Annotated in this window: 16 protein-coding genes; 14 read left to right on the forward strand and 2 right to left on the reverse strand. The window is 58.9% G+C overall.

Annotated features, from left to right (window positions below; translation table 11 throughout):
• Positions 1-148: 148 nt before the first annotated feature.
• The 14 genes from rpsB (at position 149) to lpxB (ending at position 14,366) form a co-directional block, all read left to right on the forward strand.
• Positions 149-943, forward strand: a complete 795-nt coding sequence (rpsB, locus tag HY26_RS17365; RefSeq protein WP_034765054.1) for a 30S ribosomal protein S2 — start codon at positions 149-151, stop codon at positions 941-943.
• A gap of 37 nt (positions 944-980) precedes the next feature.
• On the forward strand, positions 981-1,886 hold the full coding sequence (gene tsf, locus HY26_RS17370; RefSeq protein ID WP_034765052.1) for a translation elongation factor Ts: 906 nt from the start codon (positions 981-983) through the stop codon (positions 1,884-1,886).
• 110 nt (positions 1,887-1,996) lie between these two features.
• Positions 1,997-2,752: a UMP kinase gene (gene pyrH, locus HY26_RS17375; protein ID WP_034765049.1), complete on the forward strand. Its 756-nt coding sequence runs from the start codon at positions 1,997-1,999 to the stop codon at positions 2,750-2,752.
• Positions 2,749-3,303, forward strand: a complete 555-nt coding sequence (frr, locus tag HY26_RS17380) for a ribosome recycling factor (RefSeq protein WP_034765046.1) — start codon at positions 2,749-2,751, stop codon at positions 3,301-3,303. The genes pyrH and frr overlap by 4 nt, the downstream gene beginning before the upstream one ends.
• On the forward strand, positions 3,303-4,064 hold the full coding sequence (locus HY26_RS17385; RefSeq protein WP_034765043.1) for an isoprenyl transferase: 762 nt from the start codon (positions 3,303-3,305) through the stop codon (positions 4,062-4,064). Before frr ends, HY26_RS17385 begins: the two co-directional genes overlap by 1 nt.
• Positions 4,064-4,888 (forward strand): phosphatidate cytidylyltransferase, encoded by an 825-nt coding sequence (locus HY26_RS17390; RefSeq protein ID WP_051599812.1) that lies wholly within the window; start codon positions 4,064-4,066, stop codon positions 4,886-4,888. The genes HY26_RS17385 and HY26_RS17390 overlap by 1 nt, the downstream gene beginning before the upstream one ends.
• Before the next feature lie 23 nt (positions 4,889-4,911).
• A complete protein-coding gene (gene dxr / locus HY26_RS17395) occupies positions 4,912-6,096 on the forward strand; it encodes a 1-deoxy-D-xylulose-5-phosphate reductoisomerase (RefSeq protein ID WP_233351677.1) in 1,185 nt (394 codons plus the stop codon).
• Complete coding sequence (locus HY26_RS17400) at positions 6,089-7,258, forward strand: RIP metalloprotease (RefSeq protein WP_139068985.1); 1,170 nt, start codon at positions 6,089-6,091, stop codon at positions 7,256-7,258. Before dxr ends, HY26_RS17400 begins: the two co-directional genes overlap by 8 nt.
• Positions 7,259-7,298: 40 nt before the next feature.
• Entirely contained in the window at positions 7,299-9,860 is a 2,562-nt protein-coding gene (bamA, locus tag HY26_RS17405) for an outer membrane protein assembly factor BamA (RefSeq protein ID WP_112074223.1), read from the forward strand.
• A 27-nt stretch (positions 9,861-9,887) separates the two neighbouring features.
• Positions 9,888-10,484 carry an OmpH family outer membrane protein gene (locus HY26_RS17410; RefSeq protein WP_034765038.1) on the forward strand — a complete coding sequence of 199 codons (597 nt, stop codon included), beginning with the start codon at positions 9,888-9,890 and terminating at the stop codon, positions 10,482-10,484.
• A gap of 11 nt (positions 10,485-10,495) precedes the next feature.
• Positions 10,496-11,512, forward strand: a complete 1,017-nt coding sequence (gene lpxD / locus HY26_RS17415; RefSeq protein WP_034765035.1) for a UDP-3-O-(3-hydroxymyristoyl)glucosamine N-acyltransferase — start codon at positions 10,496-10,498, stop codon at positions 11,510-11,512.
• Between the two features lie 38 nt (positions 11,513-11,550).
• On the forward strand, positions 11,551-12,342 hold the full coding sequence (lpxA, locus tag HY26_RS17420; RefSeq protein ID WP_034765032.1) for an acyl-ACP--UDP-N-acetylglucosamine O-acyltransferase: 792 nt from the start codon (positions 11,551-11,553) through the stop codon (positions 12,340-12,342).
• 3 nt (positions 12,343-12,345) lie between these two features.
• Positions 12,346-13,191, forward strand: coding sequence for an LpxI family protein (locus HY26_RS17425; RefSeq protein WP_034765030.1), 846 nt, complete (start codon positions 12,346-12,348; stop codon positions 13,189-13,191).
• The gene (gene lpxB, locus HY26_RS17430) at positions 13,188-14,366 is read left to right on the forward strand and encodes a lipid-A-disaccharide synthase (protein WP_233348698.1); all 1,179 of its coding nucleotides are present in this window, start codon (positions 13,188-13,190) and stop codon (positions 14,364-14,366) included. Before HY26_RS17425 ends, lpxB begins: the two co-directional genes overlap by 4 nt.
• Here the strand turns inward: lpxB and HY26_RS17435 are convergent.
• Together HY26_RS17435 and rlmJ are read right to left on the reverse strand one after the other, a co-directional pair.
• A complete protein-coding gene (locus HY26_RS17435; RefSeq protein ID WP_112074224.1) occupies positions 14,328-15,476 on the reverse strand; it encodes an FAD-dependent oxidoreductase in 1,149 nt (382 codons plus the stop codon). The two genes, lpxB and HY26_RS17435, sit on opposite strands and share 39 nt — an antisense overlap.
• Positions 15,461-16,243 carry a 23S rRNA (adenine(2030)-N(6))-methyltransferase RlmJ gene (rlmJ, locus tag HY26_RS17440; RefSeq protein WP_051599809.1) on the reverse strand — a complete coding sequence of 261 codons (783 nt, stop codon included), beginning with the start codon at positions 16,241-16,243 and terminating at the stop codon, positions 15,461-15,463. The genes HY26_RS17435 and rlmJ overlap by 16 nt, the downstream gene beginning before the upstream one ends.
• Positions 16,244-16,262 lie beyond the last annotated feature (19 nt).

The raw sequence follows: 16,262 nt of genomic DNA on the forward strand, positions 1-16,262 counted from the left end.
TGCCAAAACAGGCCTCAGACCGCTTGCCCGGCAAGGGAATATCTGTATAAGCCGCCTCATCTTAAACCAGTTCACGGGTGCATCCGGTGCTGCGGGCCATTGGGGTCCAAAGTTCCACCCGTGACGGCCAACCGGATGGAGACAATCGATGGCCCTACCTGACTTCACCATGCGTCAGCTGCTCGAAGCTGGCGTTCACTTCGGTCACCAAACCCACCGCTGGAACCCGCGTATGAAGCCGTACATCTACGGCGACCGCTCCGGCATTCACATCATGGACCTTTCCAAGACTGTGCCGGCTCTGCACCAGGCACTGCTGTTCGTGCGTGATACGGTGGCCAAGGGCGGCCGCGTTCTGTTCGTCGGCACGAAGCGCCAGGCCCAGGAGCCGGTCGCTGAAGCCGCGCAGCGCTGCGCCCAGTACTACATGAACCACCGCTGGCTCGGCGGCACGCTGACCAACTGGTCTACCGTGTCCAACTCGATCAAGCAGCTGCGCGAACTGAACGCGATGTTTGAAACGGGTGGTGGCGCCGGCCTGACCAAGAAAGAGCTGCTCGACCTCGAGCGCCGCCGTGAGAAACTCCATAAATCTCTGGGCGGTATCGCTGACATGGGCGGCCTGCCGTCGGCCATGATCGTGATCGATACCAACAAGGAAGCCATCGCCGTTCAGGAAGCCCGCAAGCTGGGTATCCCGGTTGTGGCCGTCCTGGATACGAACTGTGATCCGGCAGACGCCGATTACGGCTTCCCGGGCAATGACGACGCTGCACGCGCTATCTCGCTCTACTGCAACCTGTTCGCCGATGCCGTTCTCGACGGCCTTGCAGAATCCTCCGCCGGTCTCGGCATGGATCTGGGCGAGCTGGAAGACGTTACAGGCGTTGTGGATGCTGATGTTGCTGCAGCAGACGAAACGGCTGACGAAGCCGGCGCATAAACCGCACCGGTACAATCGAGACTGAGGGAATAAAGCTATGGCTGAGATTACAGCTGCGCTTGTGAAGGCGCTCCGTGAAAAAACGGGCGCAGGCATGATGGACGCCAAAAAGGCGCTTGTCGAAAACAATGGTGACGAAGCGGCGGCCACCGAGTGGCTCCGTGCCAAGGGCCTGTCCAAAGCTGCCAAGAAGTCGGGCCGTACGGCCGCTGACGGCCTGGTGGCTGTGCAGGTTTCCGAAGACGGCAAGTCCGGCGCAATCGTCGAACTGAATGCCGAAACGGACTTCGTTGCCCGTAACGAAAAGTTCCAGACCGCTCTGGCCGGCATCACCAAGGCAGCCCTGAACACCGACGGTTCCGTCGAGGCTCTTGCTGCCGCGCCATCGCCGGATGGTGAAGGCTCTGTCGACGACCTGATCAAGCGCCTTGTTGCGACGATTGGCGAGAACATGACCCTGCGCCGCTCCGCCAAACTGACGGCTGAAGGCAAGGTCGCTTCCTACATCCACAACGCAGAAGCTCCTGGCATGGGCAAAGTGGGTGTGCTGGTCGCGCTCGACGGTTCGGGTGACCTGGACGAAATCGGCCGCAAGGTTGCAATGCATATCGCTGCCACGTCGCCGGCTGCTGCAACGACAGACGAGCTGGACCCGGCCATCGTCGAAGCTGAAAAGCGCGTCCTGACCGAGCAGGCGCGTGAAAGCGGAAAGCCGGACAATGTTATCGAGAAGATGATCGTTGGCCGCATGCAGAAGTTCTACAAGGAAGTCGTGCTGGTTGAGCAGCCTTTCGTCATGAACCCTGACCAGACGGTTGGTGAGTTCCTGAAAGGCGAGGGCGCCACACTGAAAGGCTTCGTCAACTTCAAGCTCGGTGATGGCATCGAGAAGGAAGAGGACAACTTCGCAGATGAAGTCGCTTCCATGACAAAAGGCGCCTGATCAGGCTTGCCTTTCCGCCCGCAAGGGGCTTTGAACATCCCGGTCGCCCATGACAGGCGGCCGGGAATCTTTTAGGAGGCCATAAGGCTTCCAGCGAAGGGAAAATGACGATGCCGAGCGGGGATCCCGAGACAAGCAAACTCAAGTACAAACGCGTACTGCTTAAGCTGTCAGGGGAGGCCCTCATGGGCCCCGGCCAGTTCGGAATCGATATCCCGACCTGCGAGAAGTTTGCCAAGGCCATCAAGGGCGCGCGCGATGCTGGCGCCGAGATCTGCCTGGTCATCGGCGGCGGTAACATTTTCCGAGGCGTTGCCGGTGCCGCGAAGGGCATGGAGCGGGCTCAGGCAGACTCCATGGGCATGTTGGCCACGGTAATGAACGCCCTCGCCATGCAGAGTGTTCTGGAGAATATGGATGTGCCGACCCGCGTCCTGTCTGCGATTCATATGGAAGCGATCTGCGAGCCCTACATCCGCCGCCGTGCCCAGCGCCACATGGAGAAGGGCCGGATCGTCATTTTTGCTGCGGGAATCGGCAATCCGTTCTTTACCACAGACACTGGCGCTGCCCTGCGCGCCATTGAGATGAACTGCGATGCCTTGCTGAAAGGCACGCAGGTGGATGGCGTCTACACGGCCGACCCGAAGCTGGATGCCTCCGCCACCCGCTATGACGATGTGTCCTATCAGGAGTTGCTGGTGAAAGACCTTCGTGTGATGGATTCTTCTGCAGTCAGCCTGATGCGTGACAACAACATCCCGATCGTGGTGTTCTCACTGAAGGAGGAAGGGTCGCTTCTGAAAGTGCTGCACGGTCAGGGCACCTCGACGACAATTACGAACAAGGGAGCGTCTTCCAAATGAGCTATGACAAGAAAGATCTCGAGCGCCGCATGGAAGGCGCACTGACATCGCTCTCAACAGAATTCAGCGGCCTGCGCACCGGTCGTGCATCCGTGAACCTGCTCGATTCCATCATGGTGCCTGCCTATGGCTCGACTGTTCCGCTGAACCAGGTGGCGTCCGTGACAGTCACCGATACGCGAATGCTGTCTGTGAATGTCTGGGATAAAGCTGTCGTCGGCGCTGCAGATCGCGCGATCCGGGAGTCCGGCCTCGGTCTGAACCCAGTGGTCGATGGCCAGAACCTTCGCCTGCCGATCCCGCCGCTGAATGAAGAACGCCGGAAAGAACTTCAGAAAGTAGCAGGCAAGTATGCCGAAGCGGCGCGCGTCGCGATCCGCAATATTCGCCGCGACGGCATGGATAGCCTAAAGGCGATGGAAAAGGACGGCGAGATCAGCGAAGACCGGCACCACGCCCTGTCCGATGAAGTCCAGAAGCTGACCGATATCTATGTCGCGAAAGTCGACGATGCGCTGAAGGCCAAGGAAGCGGAGATCATGCAGGTCTGATGTCCGGTGAACCCGCCCCCGCTTCAGAGGGCGCCGGGGCACAGGGGCTGCCGGGGCCGCAGCATGTTGCCATCATCATGGATGGCAATGGACGCTGGGCAAAGGCCAGGGGATTGCCGCGTGCGGCAGGCCATGAGCGCGGGGTTGAAGCGTTGCGCCGGACGGTCGAGGCCGCACCGGAGCTTGGCATCCGGTATCTGACCGTTTTCTCGTTCTCCACCGAAAACTGGCGCCGTCCCGCGGCGGAGGTCAGTGCGCTGTTCGGCCTTTTGAAAGCCTATGTACAGCGCGACCTCGGCCGGTTGAAGCGGGAGGGGGTCCGGATCCGCGTCATTGGACGTCGGCAAGGTCTGCCCACAGATATCGCGGAGCTCGTCGACAAGGCGGAGCGGGAGACAGCCGAAAATTCCGATTTCTACCTCAACATCGCATTCAACTATGGTGGCCGGGAAGAGATCCTCCGTGCTGCGCAGAAGCTCACAGCGGCAATCCAGAACGGTGAACTCGAAGCCGAAGAAATCGATGAGACCGCATTTGCCAAGTTTCTGGATACAGATGGCATTCCGGATCCCGACTTGCTGATACGGACCAGTGGAGAATACCGCTTATCCAATTTCCTTCTTTGGCAGGCTGCCTACGCCGAATTGATCTTTACGGACGTGCTCTGGCCGGATTTCGACAAGTCTTCGTTGGAACAGGCAATCGCAGACTTTCGGAATCGGGAACGCAGGTTCGGTGCCGTGACGTCGGAGCCGCACTGATGGGAGACTGGACCCCCCGGGAACTCAGATTTTCAAATCTGGGGCTGCGGCTGATATCATCAGCCATCCTGATCCCGCTCGGGCTGACCGCAGTTTGGTCCGGCGGTTGGGGGCTGGCTGTGGCTTGCGCGGCGGCAGCGGGCGTCATGGCCTGGGAATGGGGGCATATCAGCGGTTTTATCAAACCCATGCTGCTGGTCGCGTTCGCTGCGTTGGCGTGCCTGGCACTTCCTCTCAGCAATTCAGGCATCGCGCTGGGCGTAATTCTCGCTGGAGCCGTCTTTGCGGCGATGACAGCGAAGGGTGGCTGGAATCACCGGGGCAGCGCTGTGTTCGGTCTCGTCTACGTGACCTTGATGCCAGCATCCTTGTGGTTGCTGCGGGAAGGGCCATGGGATGGCCGGTCTGCTGCGCTCTATTTCATGTCATTCGTCTGGGCTTCCGATGCGGCGGCCTATTTTACGGGCCGCGGGCTCGGCGGTCCGCGGCTGCTACCGAAAGAGAGCCCGAACAAGACCTGGAGCGGCGCGATTGGGGCTGTCGTTGCGTGTGTTGTCTGCGGCATCGCAGCGGCCGACATCCAGCGTGTGCCCTTTGCGGGCTGGATCCTGGCAGGCCTCTCCATTTCCGTGGTGGCGCAGTTGGGTGACCTTTTCGAAAGCGGCTTGAAGCGGCGTTTCCGCGTCAAGGATTCCGGATCGATCCTTCCTGGGCATGGCGGAGTTATGGATCGCGTCGATGGTCTTGGTGCGGTTGCCTTCATAACCGTACTGGCTTTCCACATTGCGCCTGACCTGCCGGACATGCTTGGGCTGCAGGCATGACTTCCAGGCGTGCTGTTTCTGTTATGGGATCGACAGGCTCCATTGGGTGCTCGGCGCTCGATGTCATCCAGTACGAAAATCAGAGTGGCGGCGCCGGGTTCGACGTCATTGCCCTGACGGCCGGTAGTAACGTTGAGAAACTGGCAGAGCAGGCGCTCGAATGCCGGCCGCAGATCGCCGTGATCGCGGATGAAACGCAGCTGCCGATCCTGAAGGACCGGTTGGCCGGTAGCGGAATTGAAGCTGCTGGCGGTGCCGCGGCCGTGACGGAAGCGGCAACGCGGCCTGCCAGGGTCCTTGCGGCGATTGTTGGTGCTGCGGGGCTGGAATCGACGCTGGCGGCCGTTCAGGCAGGCAATGATGTGGCGATAGCCAACAAGGAAAGCGTCGTCTGCGGCGGTCGGCTGATCCTTGAAGAAGCCAGGAAGGCCGGCGTAATGGTCCTGCCGGTGGATTCAGAGCACAGCGCGATTCACCAATGCCTCGGTGACGGCAAGTCGCTGGAGCGGCTGACCATCACGGCCTCAGGTGGACCGTTTCGGACGGCGACGCTGGATGAGATGCGCACCGCCAGCCCGGAAGCGGCCGCGGCGCATCCGAACTGGGCCATGGGGATCAAGAACTCGATCGACAGTGCCACTTTGATGAATAAGGCTCTGGAGCTGATCGAGGCGGCTTATCTGTTCGATGTCCCAGCCAATAAGATCGATGTGATCATTCACCCCCAGTCGATTATTCACGGCATGGCGCACTTCACGGACGGATCGGTGATCGCGCAACTCGGCGCTCCGGACATGAGGACACCAATCTCGTACGCTTTAGGCTGGCCGGATCGTGTTGCGACCACGGTGAACCGGCTCGACCTTGTGTCCCTCGCAAAACTCGATTTTGAGGCGGTGGACGGTACAAAATTTCCTGCGGTGGACTTGGCGCGTGAGGCATTTTCCGCCGGTCCGGGCGCTACAACGGTATTAAATTGCGCTAATGAAACCGCCGTTTCTGCATTTATTGCGGGCCAATGCGGGTTTCTGGACATAAGCTGGGTGGTAAAGGAAGTGTTGAGTCGCTTCCTTTCCGGCAATATGGCCGGAATGGCATGTAGTTCGCTAGAAGAGATCGGCTATCTGGACCGGTTCGCGCGTTCTGCGGCTGGAGACGTCTTGAAGCGGGCCCCGGGTGGTGGGGCGGAGGGTAGTACGCTTGGGTGAGTTGCTGAGCCAAGGTCCATTGTTTCTGGCTTGCCTCATCTTCATGATGGGCATCGTGGTGATCGTCCACGAATATGGTCATTACCTTGCCGGCCGTGCTTTCGGGGCGGCTGTCGAATCCTTCTCAATCGGTTTTGGAAGTCCTCTGTTTGAACGGAAGGACAAGCGCGGCACTCGCTGGCGCATCAACTGGATCCCGCTCGGCGGCTTCGTGAAGTTCGCCGGCGAAGCGCAGACTGCGGGCGATATCGGCAAGATTGAGGGTGGCCTCGTCGGGCGGCCTTATCCGGAACTCAGTGTTGGGCAGCGCTCGCTTGTCAGCCTGGCCGGGCCTTTCGCCAATTTTGTGCTCGCCAGCCTCATATTTGCTCTGATGATCGGTACCTTCGGCCGTCCGAATGTGGAGATCGGTATCTATTCTGTTGAAGAAGGCACCCCCGCCGCAGTGGCAGGGATGGAAGCTGGAGACATCGTCATATCAGCCAATGGCAAGGCTGTGAAAACGGCCAGCGATATTCAGCTGGCCGCGATACTCAACCCCAATACGCCAGTCGACTTCGTGGTTCGCCGCGGCGACACGGAGCAGACCCTCACCGTTACACCCAAGGAAGTGGTGCGTGAGAATGAAGTCGGCCAGCAGGTGCCCCAAGGCACTATCGGTGTAAAACTGGCCAGCGTCAGCGTTCAGGAACCGACCCGTTACAATCCGGCAGAAGCACTCGGACAGGGTGTTATCCAGACCGGAAAGACACTTGAGCAGACTGTCACCATGCTCAGCCGGATCATCACCGGACGTATGTCGATTCATACAATGTCCGGACCGGTCGGGATTGGCGATGTGTCACGCCGAATCGTGAACCGGGTGTGGGCACAGGAAGATGTCTCGGTTGGCACGCGTGTGTCCGAGCTGTTCTGGATGCTCCTTGGAATGTGTGCATCGATCTCCGTGGGGATCGGCTTTTTTAACCTATTGCCGCTGCCGGTGCTGGATGGCGGACACCTTGTATTTAATGCATACGAAGCCCTGACCGGCCGCCATTTGCCGGAAAAAGTGCAGGAAGTGAGCCTGACATTCGGTCTCATCCTGTTATTGGGGATGGTCGTCGTCATCACATGGGGCGATGTCATCGAAACCGGCGTTTTCGGCGGCGGGGGCGGCTGAGCCGGCCGGATCAGGGACTAATCAGAGAGTTAATTCGACGATGCGTAAGTTTCTTGCAGCGACCTTCATGGCGACCAGCGTCTTCGCGCTTCAAAGCGTGCCGGGCGTTACCGGCTCGGCTCAGGCGCAGGAAGACAACCGGTATGGGGGAACGATCCGTTCGATCGTGGTCCAGGGAAACAGGCGTATCGAAGCACGGACCGTCCAGTCATATCTGTTGCTGGAACCCGGGGATGCATTCGACCCCAACCGCATCGACCTGTCGCTGAAGACGCTGTTCGCGACCAACCTTTTTGCAGACGTTTCCATCGATCGTCTTGGCGATGACCTCATTGTCCGTGTTGTTGAGAACCCGATCATCAACCGCGTGATTTTCGAGGGCAACAAGGCACTCAAGGAAGACAAGCTCAAGGAAGAGATCCAGGCCGAGCCGCGCGGTATCTTTACGGCAGCGCGGGTGCAGAACGATGTGCAGCGTATTCTCGAGCTCTACCGCCAGTCGGGCCGTTTTGCTGCAAAGGTCGAGCCGCAATACAAGCCGCTGGAGCAGAACCGCGTCGATCTGATTTTCCAGATCACGGAAGGTCCGGTCACGGGTGTCCGTTCGATCAACTTCATCGGTAACGAAGCCTACTCGGACTCCCGTCTGCGCAGCGAAATCGTCACCAAGCAATCCCGTTTCTGGCGCTTCTTCAGCTCCAACGACAACTACGATCCGGGACGCCTGGAATACGACCGCGACCAGCTGCGTCAGTTCTATCAGAACAACGGCTATTATGATTTCCGCGTGACCTCGGCAGTGGCCGAGCTGACCCCGGACCAGAAAGACTTCTACATCACCATGACGGTGGATGAGGGGCGCCAGTACGATTTTGGTGAGGTCAAGGTTGAGACAGCGCTCGAAAAACTGAACGCCAAAGCCCTTCGCGCCGCGGTGCCGATTCAGGAAGGCGCGCTGTTCAAAGGTGACCTGATCGAAAGCACGATTGACTCCCTGACCTATGCGGCGGGCATTGCGGGTTATGCGTTTGTCGACATTCGTCCGCAGCTCGATGTGAACCCGGATACGGGCCGCATCGACGTGACCTTCGTGGTGGACGAAGGCCCGCGTGTTTACATCGACCGCATCAACATTGTCGGAAACACGCAGACACTGGACCGCGTGATCCGCAGGGAACTGAGAATTTCCGAAGGCGACGCTTTCAACCGGATTCTTCTGGACCGTTCCAAGAACCGTGTGCGGGCGCTCGGCTACTTCAAGGAAGTCGAGATCGAGGAAGTTGCAACGGATGAGCCTGACCGGACCGTGGTCAATGTGACGGTTCAGGAGCAGCCCACCGGCGAACTTTCGTTCGCCGCGGGTTTCTCTTCAGTCGACTCCTACCTGATTGACCTGTCTGCCAGCCAGCGGAATTTGCGTGGACGCGGGCAGTCGGTTGTTGCGCGTGTTTCTGCGTCCAGCCGACAGCAGGTTCTGGATCTTCGCTTCACTGAGCCACGCTTCCTGGACCGCAATCTGTCTGCCGGCATAGACATGTTTGCGACCCGAAAGGACTTCGGCGACATCTCCTACTTCACCAGCGACACTTATGGTGCAGGCGTTCGCCTGGGTTTCCCGCTGACCGAACGCATGCAGCTGGGGCTCAGCTATCGTCTGCAGTATGACGATATCGACGTGACGGATGTGCCATATCTGATCGATATCGCGACGGGGCTACCGTCGACCCGTGTTATCCAGACTGCCGGTCAGGACACTCCGGACGATACCAGCGACGACCGTTACCGGACAGCGGGTCCTGATGATGCCATAGAGGGTCAGGAAGTTGTTCTTGACCGGTGCGACCCGTCTTATCTTTTCCGGGAAACGATCTGCCGGTCCGAGCGATCTGATCTCTCCAGTATTCTCGGGTATCAGCTTTATTGGGATCGCACCAACGATCCGATTACACCAACCCGCGGATTTGATTTCTCCCTGAGTCAGGATCTGGCAGGTGTTGGTGGTGACGTGCACTATCTACGTACAGAAACGCGGGCATCTTTCTATCGCGGTATCTGGAAGGGCGTTGTGGCCAGTGCACGCCTGTCTGGCGGCTATGTCTTCCCGCTGGAGAATGGGGAAGGCATTCGGATTAACAATCGCTTCTTCCGGGGCGGTTCGACGTTCCGCGGATTTGATGTCGCTGGCCTCGGCCCGCGGGAGATTCTCCGAGTGGTCGATCCGGCAACTGGTGAGGTCGTTGCCACCCGGCGCCTGAACGCGCAGGGCGGGAATGCCTATTATCAGGGTACGTTCGAACTGAGTCTGCCAAATGTGTTCCCGGAAGAGTATGGCATCAAGAGCGCACTCTTCATGGATGCCGGTTCGCTGGGCACGCTTCGTGGTCCGGACAAAGCTCCGACCATTTTCACGATCGACCCGAACACGGGTTTGCCCGCTGCGCGGCTTACCAAGGATGCGGCATCGCTGCGAGCTTCAGCGGGCCTCAGCGTATTCTGGAATTCGCCGTTCGGCCCGATCCGCTTCGACTTCTCTCAGATCCTCCGCAGCGAGGATTATGACCGGACAGAGACGTTCCGGTTCTCGACTTCAACACGCTTCTAATCGCAAGCCCCCAGAATGGAGACTAGCATGTCCCACCTCAAGAAACTCCTGTTTGCCTTCGCATTGCTTATCGGCAGCGCCGCTTTCACGGCGCCTGCGGCTGTCGCGCAAGGCAGCAATGTTATCGCCATCGATGAAGTGAAGATCCTTCGCGACAGCAAAGCTGGCAAGGATATGGCGACCAAGCTCAACAATATCGAAACGCAAATGAACGGCGAACTGACGCCGGAACGGAACACGCTTCAAACGCAGGGTAAGGCCCTGGACGCGAAGCTGTCTGGAAAGACGCGTGAGCAAGTCAATGCCGATGCGGCTCTGGTATCCGAACTGAATGGCTATCAGGCGAAGGCAAACGCATTTGCCGCCAAGGCTCAGCGCGCATCCCAGGAATTCTCCCTGACGGAACGCGTCGCTCTGGCGAATTTCAACAAGGCGCTTGAGCCGGTTCTGCTTCAGGTCATTCAGGAAAAGAACGCTCAAATGGTCGTTTCCAAGAGCTCTGTAGTCTACACTGCCGACTCCATCGATGCGACGGCTCTGGTGATCCAGAAACTCGACGCTGCGACGCCGACCCTGACGGTTACGCGTCAGAAGATTCCGGATCAGCCGGCTAATCCGCAGTAACGGAGCATATCGTGACGGTCGATCCGCGGTTCTATGCGCCATTGGGGGCTTTGACGCTTGGCCAAGTAGCGGAATTGACCGGCGCGGCGCTTGATGGGGATGGCGACCTGCGTGTGACGGGTATCGCCTCTGCCGCAAATGCCCAAGCGGGCGATCTTGCCTTCCTGGATGGCGATGGAAAGTCTGCTCCCGAGATTTCGGTAAATGCCGGGATCTTCATGACGAACGAAGCCAACCTGAAATATGTGCCGGAAGGCGCGGCAAAACTGGTCGTGCCATTGCCCCGCTACGCCCATGCCGTCGCAGCGTTGGCGATGTACCGGCCGCGTCATCTGGACTGGACGGGTGATGCCCGTATCTCGCCTGATGCCCAGGTGCATGAGGATGCGCGTGTTTCTCCAGGGGCGGTTGTCGGGCCCGGCGCCGTCATAGGCGAAGGCACTTGGATCGGCCCCAATGTCTCGATCGGTCCGGGCGTTCAGATAGGCCGGCACTGTCAGATCGGAGCAAATGCCAGCGTGTTCTGCGCACTGGTTGGCGATCATGTGACGCTGCTGGCGGGGGCCCGTATCGGAGAAACCGGTTTCGGCGTGCTTGCTTCTCCTGACGGCCAGCGTGATGCTCCCCATTTTGGCCGGGTCATCCTTCAGGATCATGTCTCCATCGGCGCCAATACATGTATTGACAGAGGCGTCTTCGAAGACACGATCCTCGGTGAGCGCACCAAGATCGATAATCTTTGCCAGATCGCGCACAATGTCGTTTTCGGTCGGTCCGTCGTCATGGCCGCCTTTGGCGGCATCTCGGGTTCGGTCCGGGTCGGCAGCCAGTCCATGCTGGGAGGACGTGTCGGTATCGCAGACCACGTTGAGGTCGGCGAAGGTGTCAGTCTCGCTGCGTCTTCGGGCCTTTTCCGCAATATTGAAGACGGTGAAACCTGGGGCGGCACGCCGGCGAAACCTATTCGCCAGTGGATGCGTGAAGTCGCATGGTTGCAGAAACAGGCAAACCCGAAGAAAAATAGCTGATCGGCGCTTCCTTCGCGCTGAAATTCAGAGAAGCAGCCATGCCGACACAGATTCATCCTACCGCGTTTGTTGAAGACGGCGCCCAGCTGGGCACGGATGTCGCGATCGGTCCGTTTTGCCATGTCAGTGCAAATGCGAAGATCGGCGATGGGTGCAAGCTGCACTCTCATGCAGTGGTGGCAGGTCATACTCGTCTTGGCCGCAACAGCGTGCTTTTCCCTCACGCGACGCTGGGCTGCAGTCCACAGGTGATCGGGTTCGAAGACACGCCGGAGTCCCGTCTTGAGGTGGGCGAGAACTGCACCTTCCGCGAATATGCCACTGCCCACGCGGGCATGCCAAAGTTCGGTGGCCTGACGAAAGTCGGTGATCATTGCTACATCATGATTGGTGCGCACATCGCTCATGATAACCAGATCGGCAATCACGTTGTCATGGCGAACAATGTATCACTGGCCGGACACATCGAGGTGGGTGACCATGTCTGGTTTGGCGGACTCGCGGCGGTACACCAGTTCTCCCGCATTGGACGGAATGCATTCATCGGTGGCGGCGCAATTGTTGTCGAAGACGTGATACCTTTTGGGTCTGTCGTGGGAAATCATGCCAAGCTTTCCGGCCTGAACATGGTAGGCCTCAAGCGGCGCGGTTTCGACAAAGGCCAGCTGATGCAGATCCGCGGTGCTTACAAGGCAGTCTTTTTCGGCGAAGGTCTGTTCAAGGACCGCCTTGCCAAGGCTGCGCTGGATTTTGCAGACCAGCCGCTCGCCATGGAACTTATCTCCTTTATTCAGGCAGGCGGAGACCGGCCGATCTGCAAGCCGGCCTGATCGATGACCGCGCCGCTGGGACTGATTGCAGGGCTGGGCGAACTTCCGGTCGCCATTGCCAGTAACGCTGTCGCAAGCGGGCAGGGAGTCTATGTTCTCCGTCTGAAGGGCTTCGAAGAGCCAGCCCTCGCCGAATATCCGGGTGCGGTAGTCGGTCTCGGAGAAATCGGAGGCGTGATCGAACGGCTGAAGTCCGCTGGCTGCAAGGATGTCGTCTTTGCGGGGATTGTGAAACGCCCGAACTTCAAGGACCTCAAGCTGGACATGCGGGGCGCCATGCTGCTGCCCAAAGTGGTCTCAGAAGCCCGCAAGGGGGACGACGCCTTGCTCAAAGTGCTCGTCAGGGAATTCGAGAAGCATGGCTTCAATGTGATTGGCAGCGAAGAGGCCAATAAAGCGCTGCTCGCACCGGTGGGGCTGATTGCTGGCCCTGAGCCAAATGAAGAGAATCTGGCGGATATCAGGGCCGCAGCGAAGGTTGCGTCTGCGACAGGTGCGCTCGACATCGGGCAGGGGTGCGTGGTCTGCGATGGGCTTGTCCTCGCCGTCGAAGCGCAGGAGGGCACTGACGAAATGCTGAAGCGTTGCGCCGCGCTTCCGGAAGCCATTCGGGGAAAACCGGACGCTCGCCGTGGTGTGCTCGCAAAGCGCCCGAAACCAGATCAGGAGCGCCGAATAGATCTGCCGACTACTGGCGTTTCTACAGTGGAGCTTGTTGCTGCCGCCGGGCTCGCTGGATTGGCGGTTGAGGCAGGCGGGGCTTTGCTGCTGCGGCGCGCCGACATGGAAGCTGCGGCCGACCGGTTGGGCGTTTTCATCTATGGTTTTAAACCGGACGAAGTTTCGTGAAGCCTTTGCGCATATTCATGGTCGCGGGAGAAGCCTCCGGCGATTTGCTGGCCCGCGAAGTGGTCGAAGAGATCCGTCGGAAGACGTACGATGTGGAGCTCGCGGGAATTGGCGGCAGGGAACTCGCATCCGTTGGCATTCACTCGCCTTTTGATATTTCACCCCTTTCCATTCTTGGTTTTGCTGAAGGCATTCGGGCCTATGGTACCGTCGTAAAGCTGGCGGATGCCGCGGCTGATGCCATTATTGCGTTTCAACCAGATGTTGTTGTGCTTGTGGATTCGTGGGGATTCATGTTGCGGGTCGCACAGCGGGTTCGTGCGCGAGCACCAGACATAAAGCTGATCAAACTCATTGGACCCCAGGTTTGGGCAACTCGGCCCGGCCGGGCGAAGACGCTGTCGGCGACAGTGGACCATCTGCTTTGCATGCATGACATGGAAGCGCCCTATTATGAGCCGTTTGGCTTGCCGACGACCGTTATCGGAAATCCTGCCTTGTCGCGGAACACCCCGGGAGATGGGCAGAAATTCCGCGCCGCGCGTGGCCTTGGAAAGGACGAAAAAATCTGCCTCGTTCTGCCGGGTAGCCGGCGGAGCGAACTGGCCAAAGTCGCCCCAGCGCTGCTTGAGGCTGCGAAACAGGTTGCTGCAGCTGTGCCGGGCGTCCGTATTATCGTTTCACCAGCTGCAAATATGGCTGAGGCGTTTGACGAGGCGTTTCCGGATGTGTCTGGCTGGGCTGAAGTGCTGCGCACGCCAGAAGAACGTTATGATGCCATGGCTGCAGCAGACTTGGCTTTGGCGTGTTCAGGTACCGTGACCAGCGAACTGGCAATGCAGGGTACGCCGATGATCGTGGCGTACCGGACGGGTTGGCTAACCTGGGCGCTTGCGCGCGGACTGCTCTACAAGAAGCAGCATATCACGTTGCTGAACATCGTATCAGACGATCAGGAAATCGTGCCGGAATTCGTCCAGACTCGGCAGAAGCCTGAGCTGATCGCGGATACCGCGATCAAATGGCTGAAGTATCCGGAACTTCTGGACACGCAGAGGCAGGCACAGAAGGAAGCCCTTGCGCGAATGCAAGGTGGCGGTCACTCATCTGCCGAAATTGCCGCCGACGCTATTTTGTCAGTGGCTCGACGGCGGGCTGTGATCCCGCAGGAATGAGAAATCTATAGATTTCTTGAGGTGCCACACCCAGCCGCCTTCGAGAGTAAGCCCAAACTTTTCTGCCACGGCCCGCTTTTGTCCCAAGCTTACCAGCTTCAGATAATCGGTTTGCGGATGGTATTCAGCGAGATCTTTATCCTGCGAAAATCGGCGGATGTTCTCCGCAATCACAGGGCCGGCCCGAACTGCGAACACGCCAGCGGGCGGTAGAGATTTGGGCTGGAAATACGAGGTGTCGCCAGCCGCCCAGATATGGGAGTGACTGATGGAACGCAGGCAGGCATCCACCTCGATACGTCCGTTGGCAGTTTTCAGACCGGTGTGGGCCACCCAGTCGTGTGGGGCAGACCCTGCGCAGTTCACGATGAAAGCGGTCGCGATTTTGGCGCCTGTCGAGACCGTGACACAACCATTCTCAATGGCTCGAATGCTCGTTTGCAGCATCAGGTTTATGCCGTAGCGGCCCAACGCACGGTAAAGTTTCCGACGTAGTGCGGCTGCACTGGATGCGGCAATTTCATCACCTGGATCGATCAAGTGAATCGCGGGTGTGGTGATGCCTTCCTGCAGAAGACGATAGTGGATGGCGAGCGCGACTTCGATGCCTGCCAGTCCGGCCCCGGTGACGATGATTGTGGAAGGAGTGGATCTGGCCTTGATCTGTTCCAGTGCAGATTCCCATTTCTGCAGAAAGGGTGCGATTGGCCGGACCGGAATAATCGCGCCATCACTGCCGGGGACGTCCAGTGGGCGAATTCCGGACCCGATATCCAGGCTCATCACGTCGAATGAAATTGACTCGCCTGATCCCAGGATAGCTGTCCGGGATTCTGGATTGATCGCAGCTATTCTGTCCTGAATGAACTGGGCGCCAATGGCTTCGCAAAGCGGCTGAAGTGGAACGCCAATGTCGTCAGCTTGCCAGTGTCCGGCGATCACGCCAGGTAGGGCGCCGCTGTACAGATTGTGTGTAGATGGTGAAACGAGAGTCAGCCGGGTCTCCGGCTGCGGCGGGTTGTTCGCCAATTGATGCAGCGCGACGGCGTGCGCGTGACCGCCACCCGCCAGCAGGATATGGCGTGGCTCGCCGCTCAGCGTGCCCACCATGACTGCAATGCACTGGCTATGTTAAGCGAGGTTTCGCGCGCTGCCCCCGGCGAGCGATAGGCGACAATGGCAGAGCCTTCCAGGGCGCCTTCATCCAACGGATCCATCGGCCAGCGGGCACCCGCCACGAAACAATCGTCTAGCTCTGTCAGGTACTCTCCGAACTCGATTTCCCGTCCGTCTTTGAAGAGTGGCAGCCACAGAATAAGGATGCCCTTCGGCCAGCGCTTGAGGGCGCGCGGGGTCCACAGGGCCAGAGCGTCGATGTCACGGCTGGTTTCGTAGCTCGGGTCGACGAAACAGACGATCTGTTCATTGCTGCGGGGGGAAAGCTTGAGTGCGCCCGAATAGCCATCGGCATGCTTGATTTGCAGCCGGTCGTCCTCGCCCAGGGCTTTGACGAGTTCCTTGTACTCGGTTGGATGTTTTTCAAACAAGATCATGCGGGTCGATGCGGGCAGCAATTGCTGCGCAAGCGCTGGAGAACCCGGATAATCATTCACGCCACGTTCTCTGACGAGGTCTAGCCATGGACGGACAGGTTTGGGTGAGCCTTCGTCGAGGAGCGACAGGATGCCGTCGAGTGCTTCTCCGCCTTTTGTCGATTGTGCGCTATTTAAATCATACCGTCCGCGTCCGGAATGCGTTTCAACATAAAGGATGTTGGTCGATTGCTTGGCGGTAGCGCTCAATATTGCATGAAGTACGGCATGTTTCAGCACGTCCGCGCGATTGCCTGCGTGAAAGCCGTGCTGGTACGAAAGCATGCTTGAATGGTTCCAAAGT

Source organism: Hyphomonas sp. GM-8P (assembly GCF_003263315.1).
GTDB lineage: Bacteria > Pseudomonadota > Alphaproteobacteria > Caulobacterales > Hyphomonadaceae > Hyphomonas.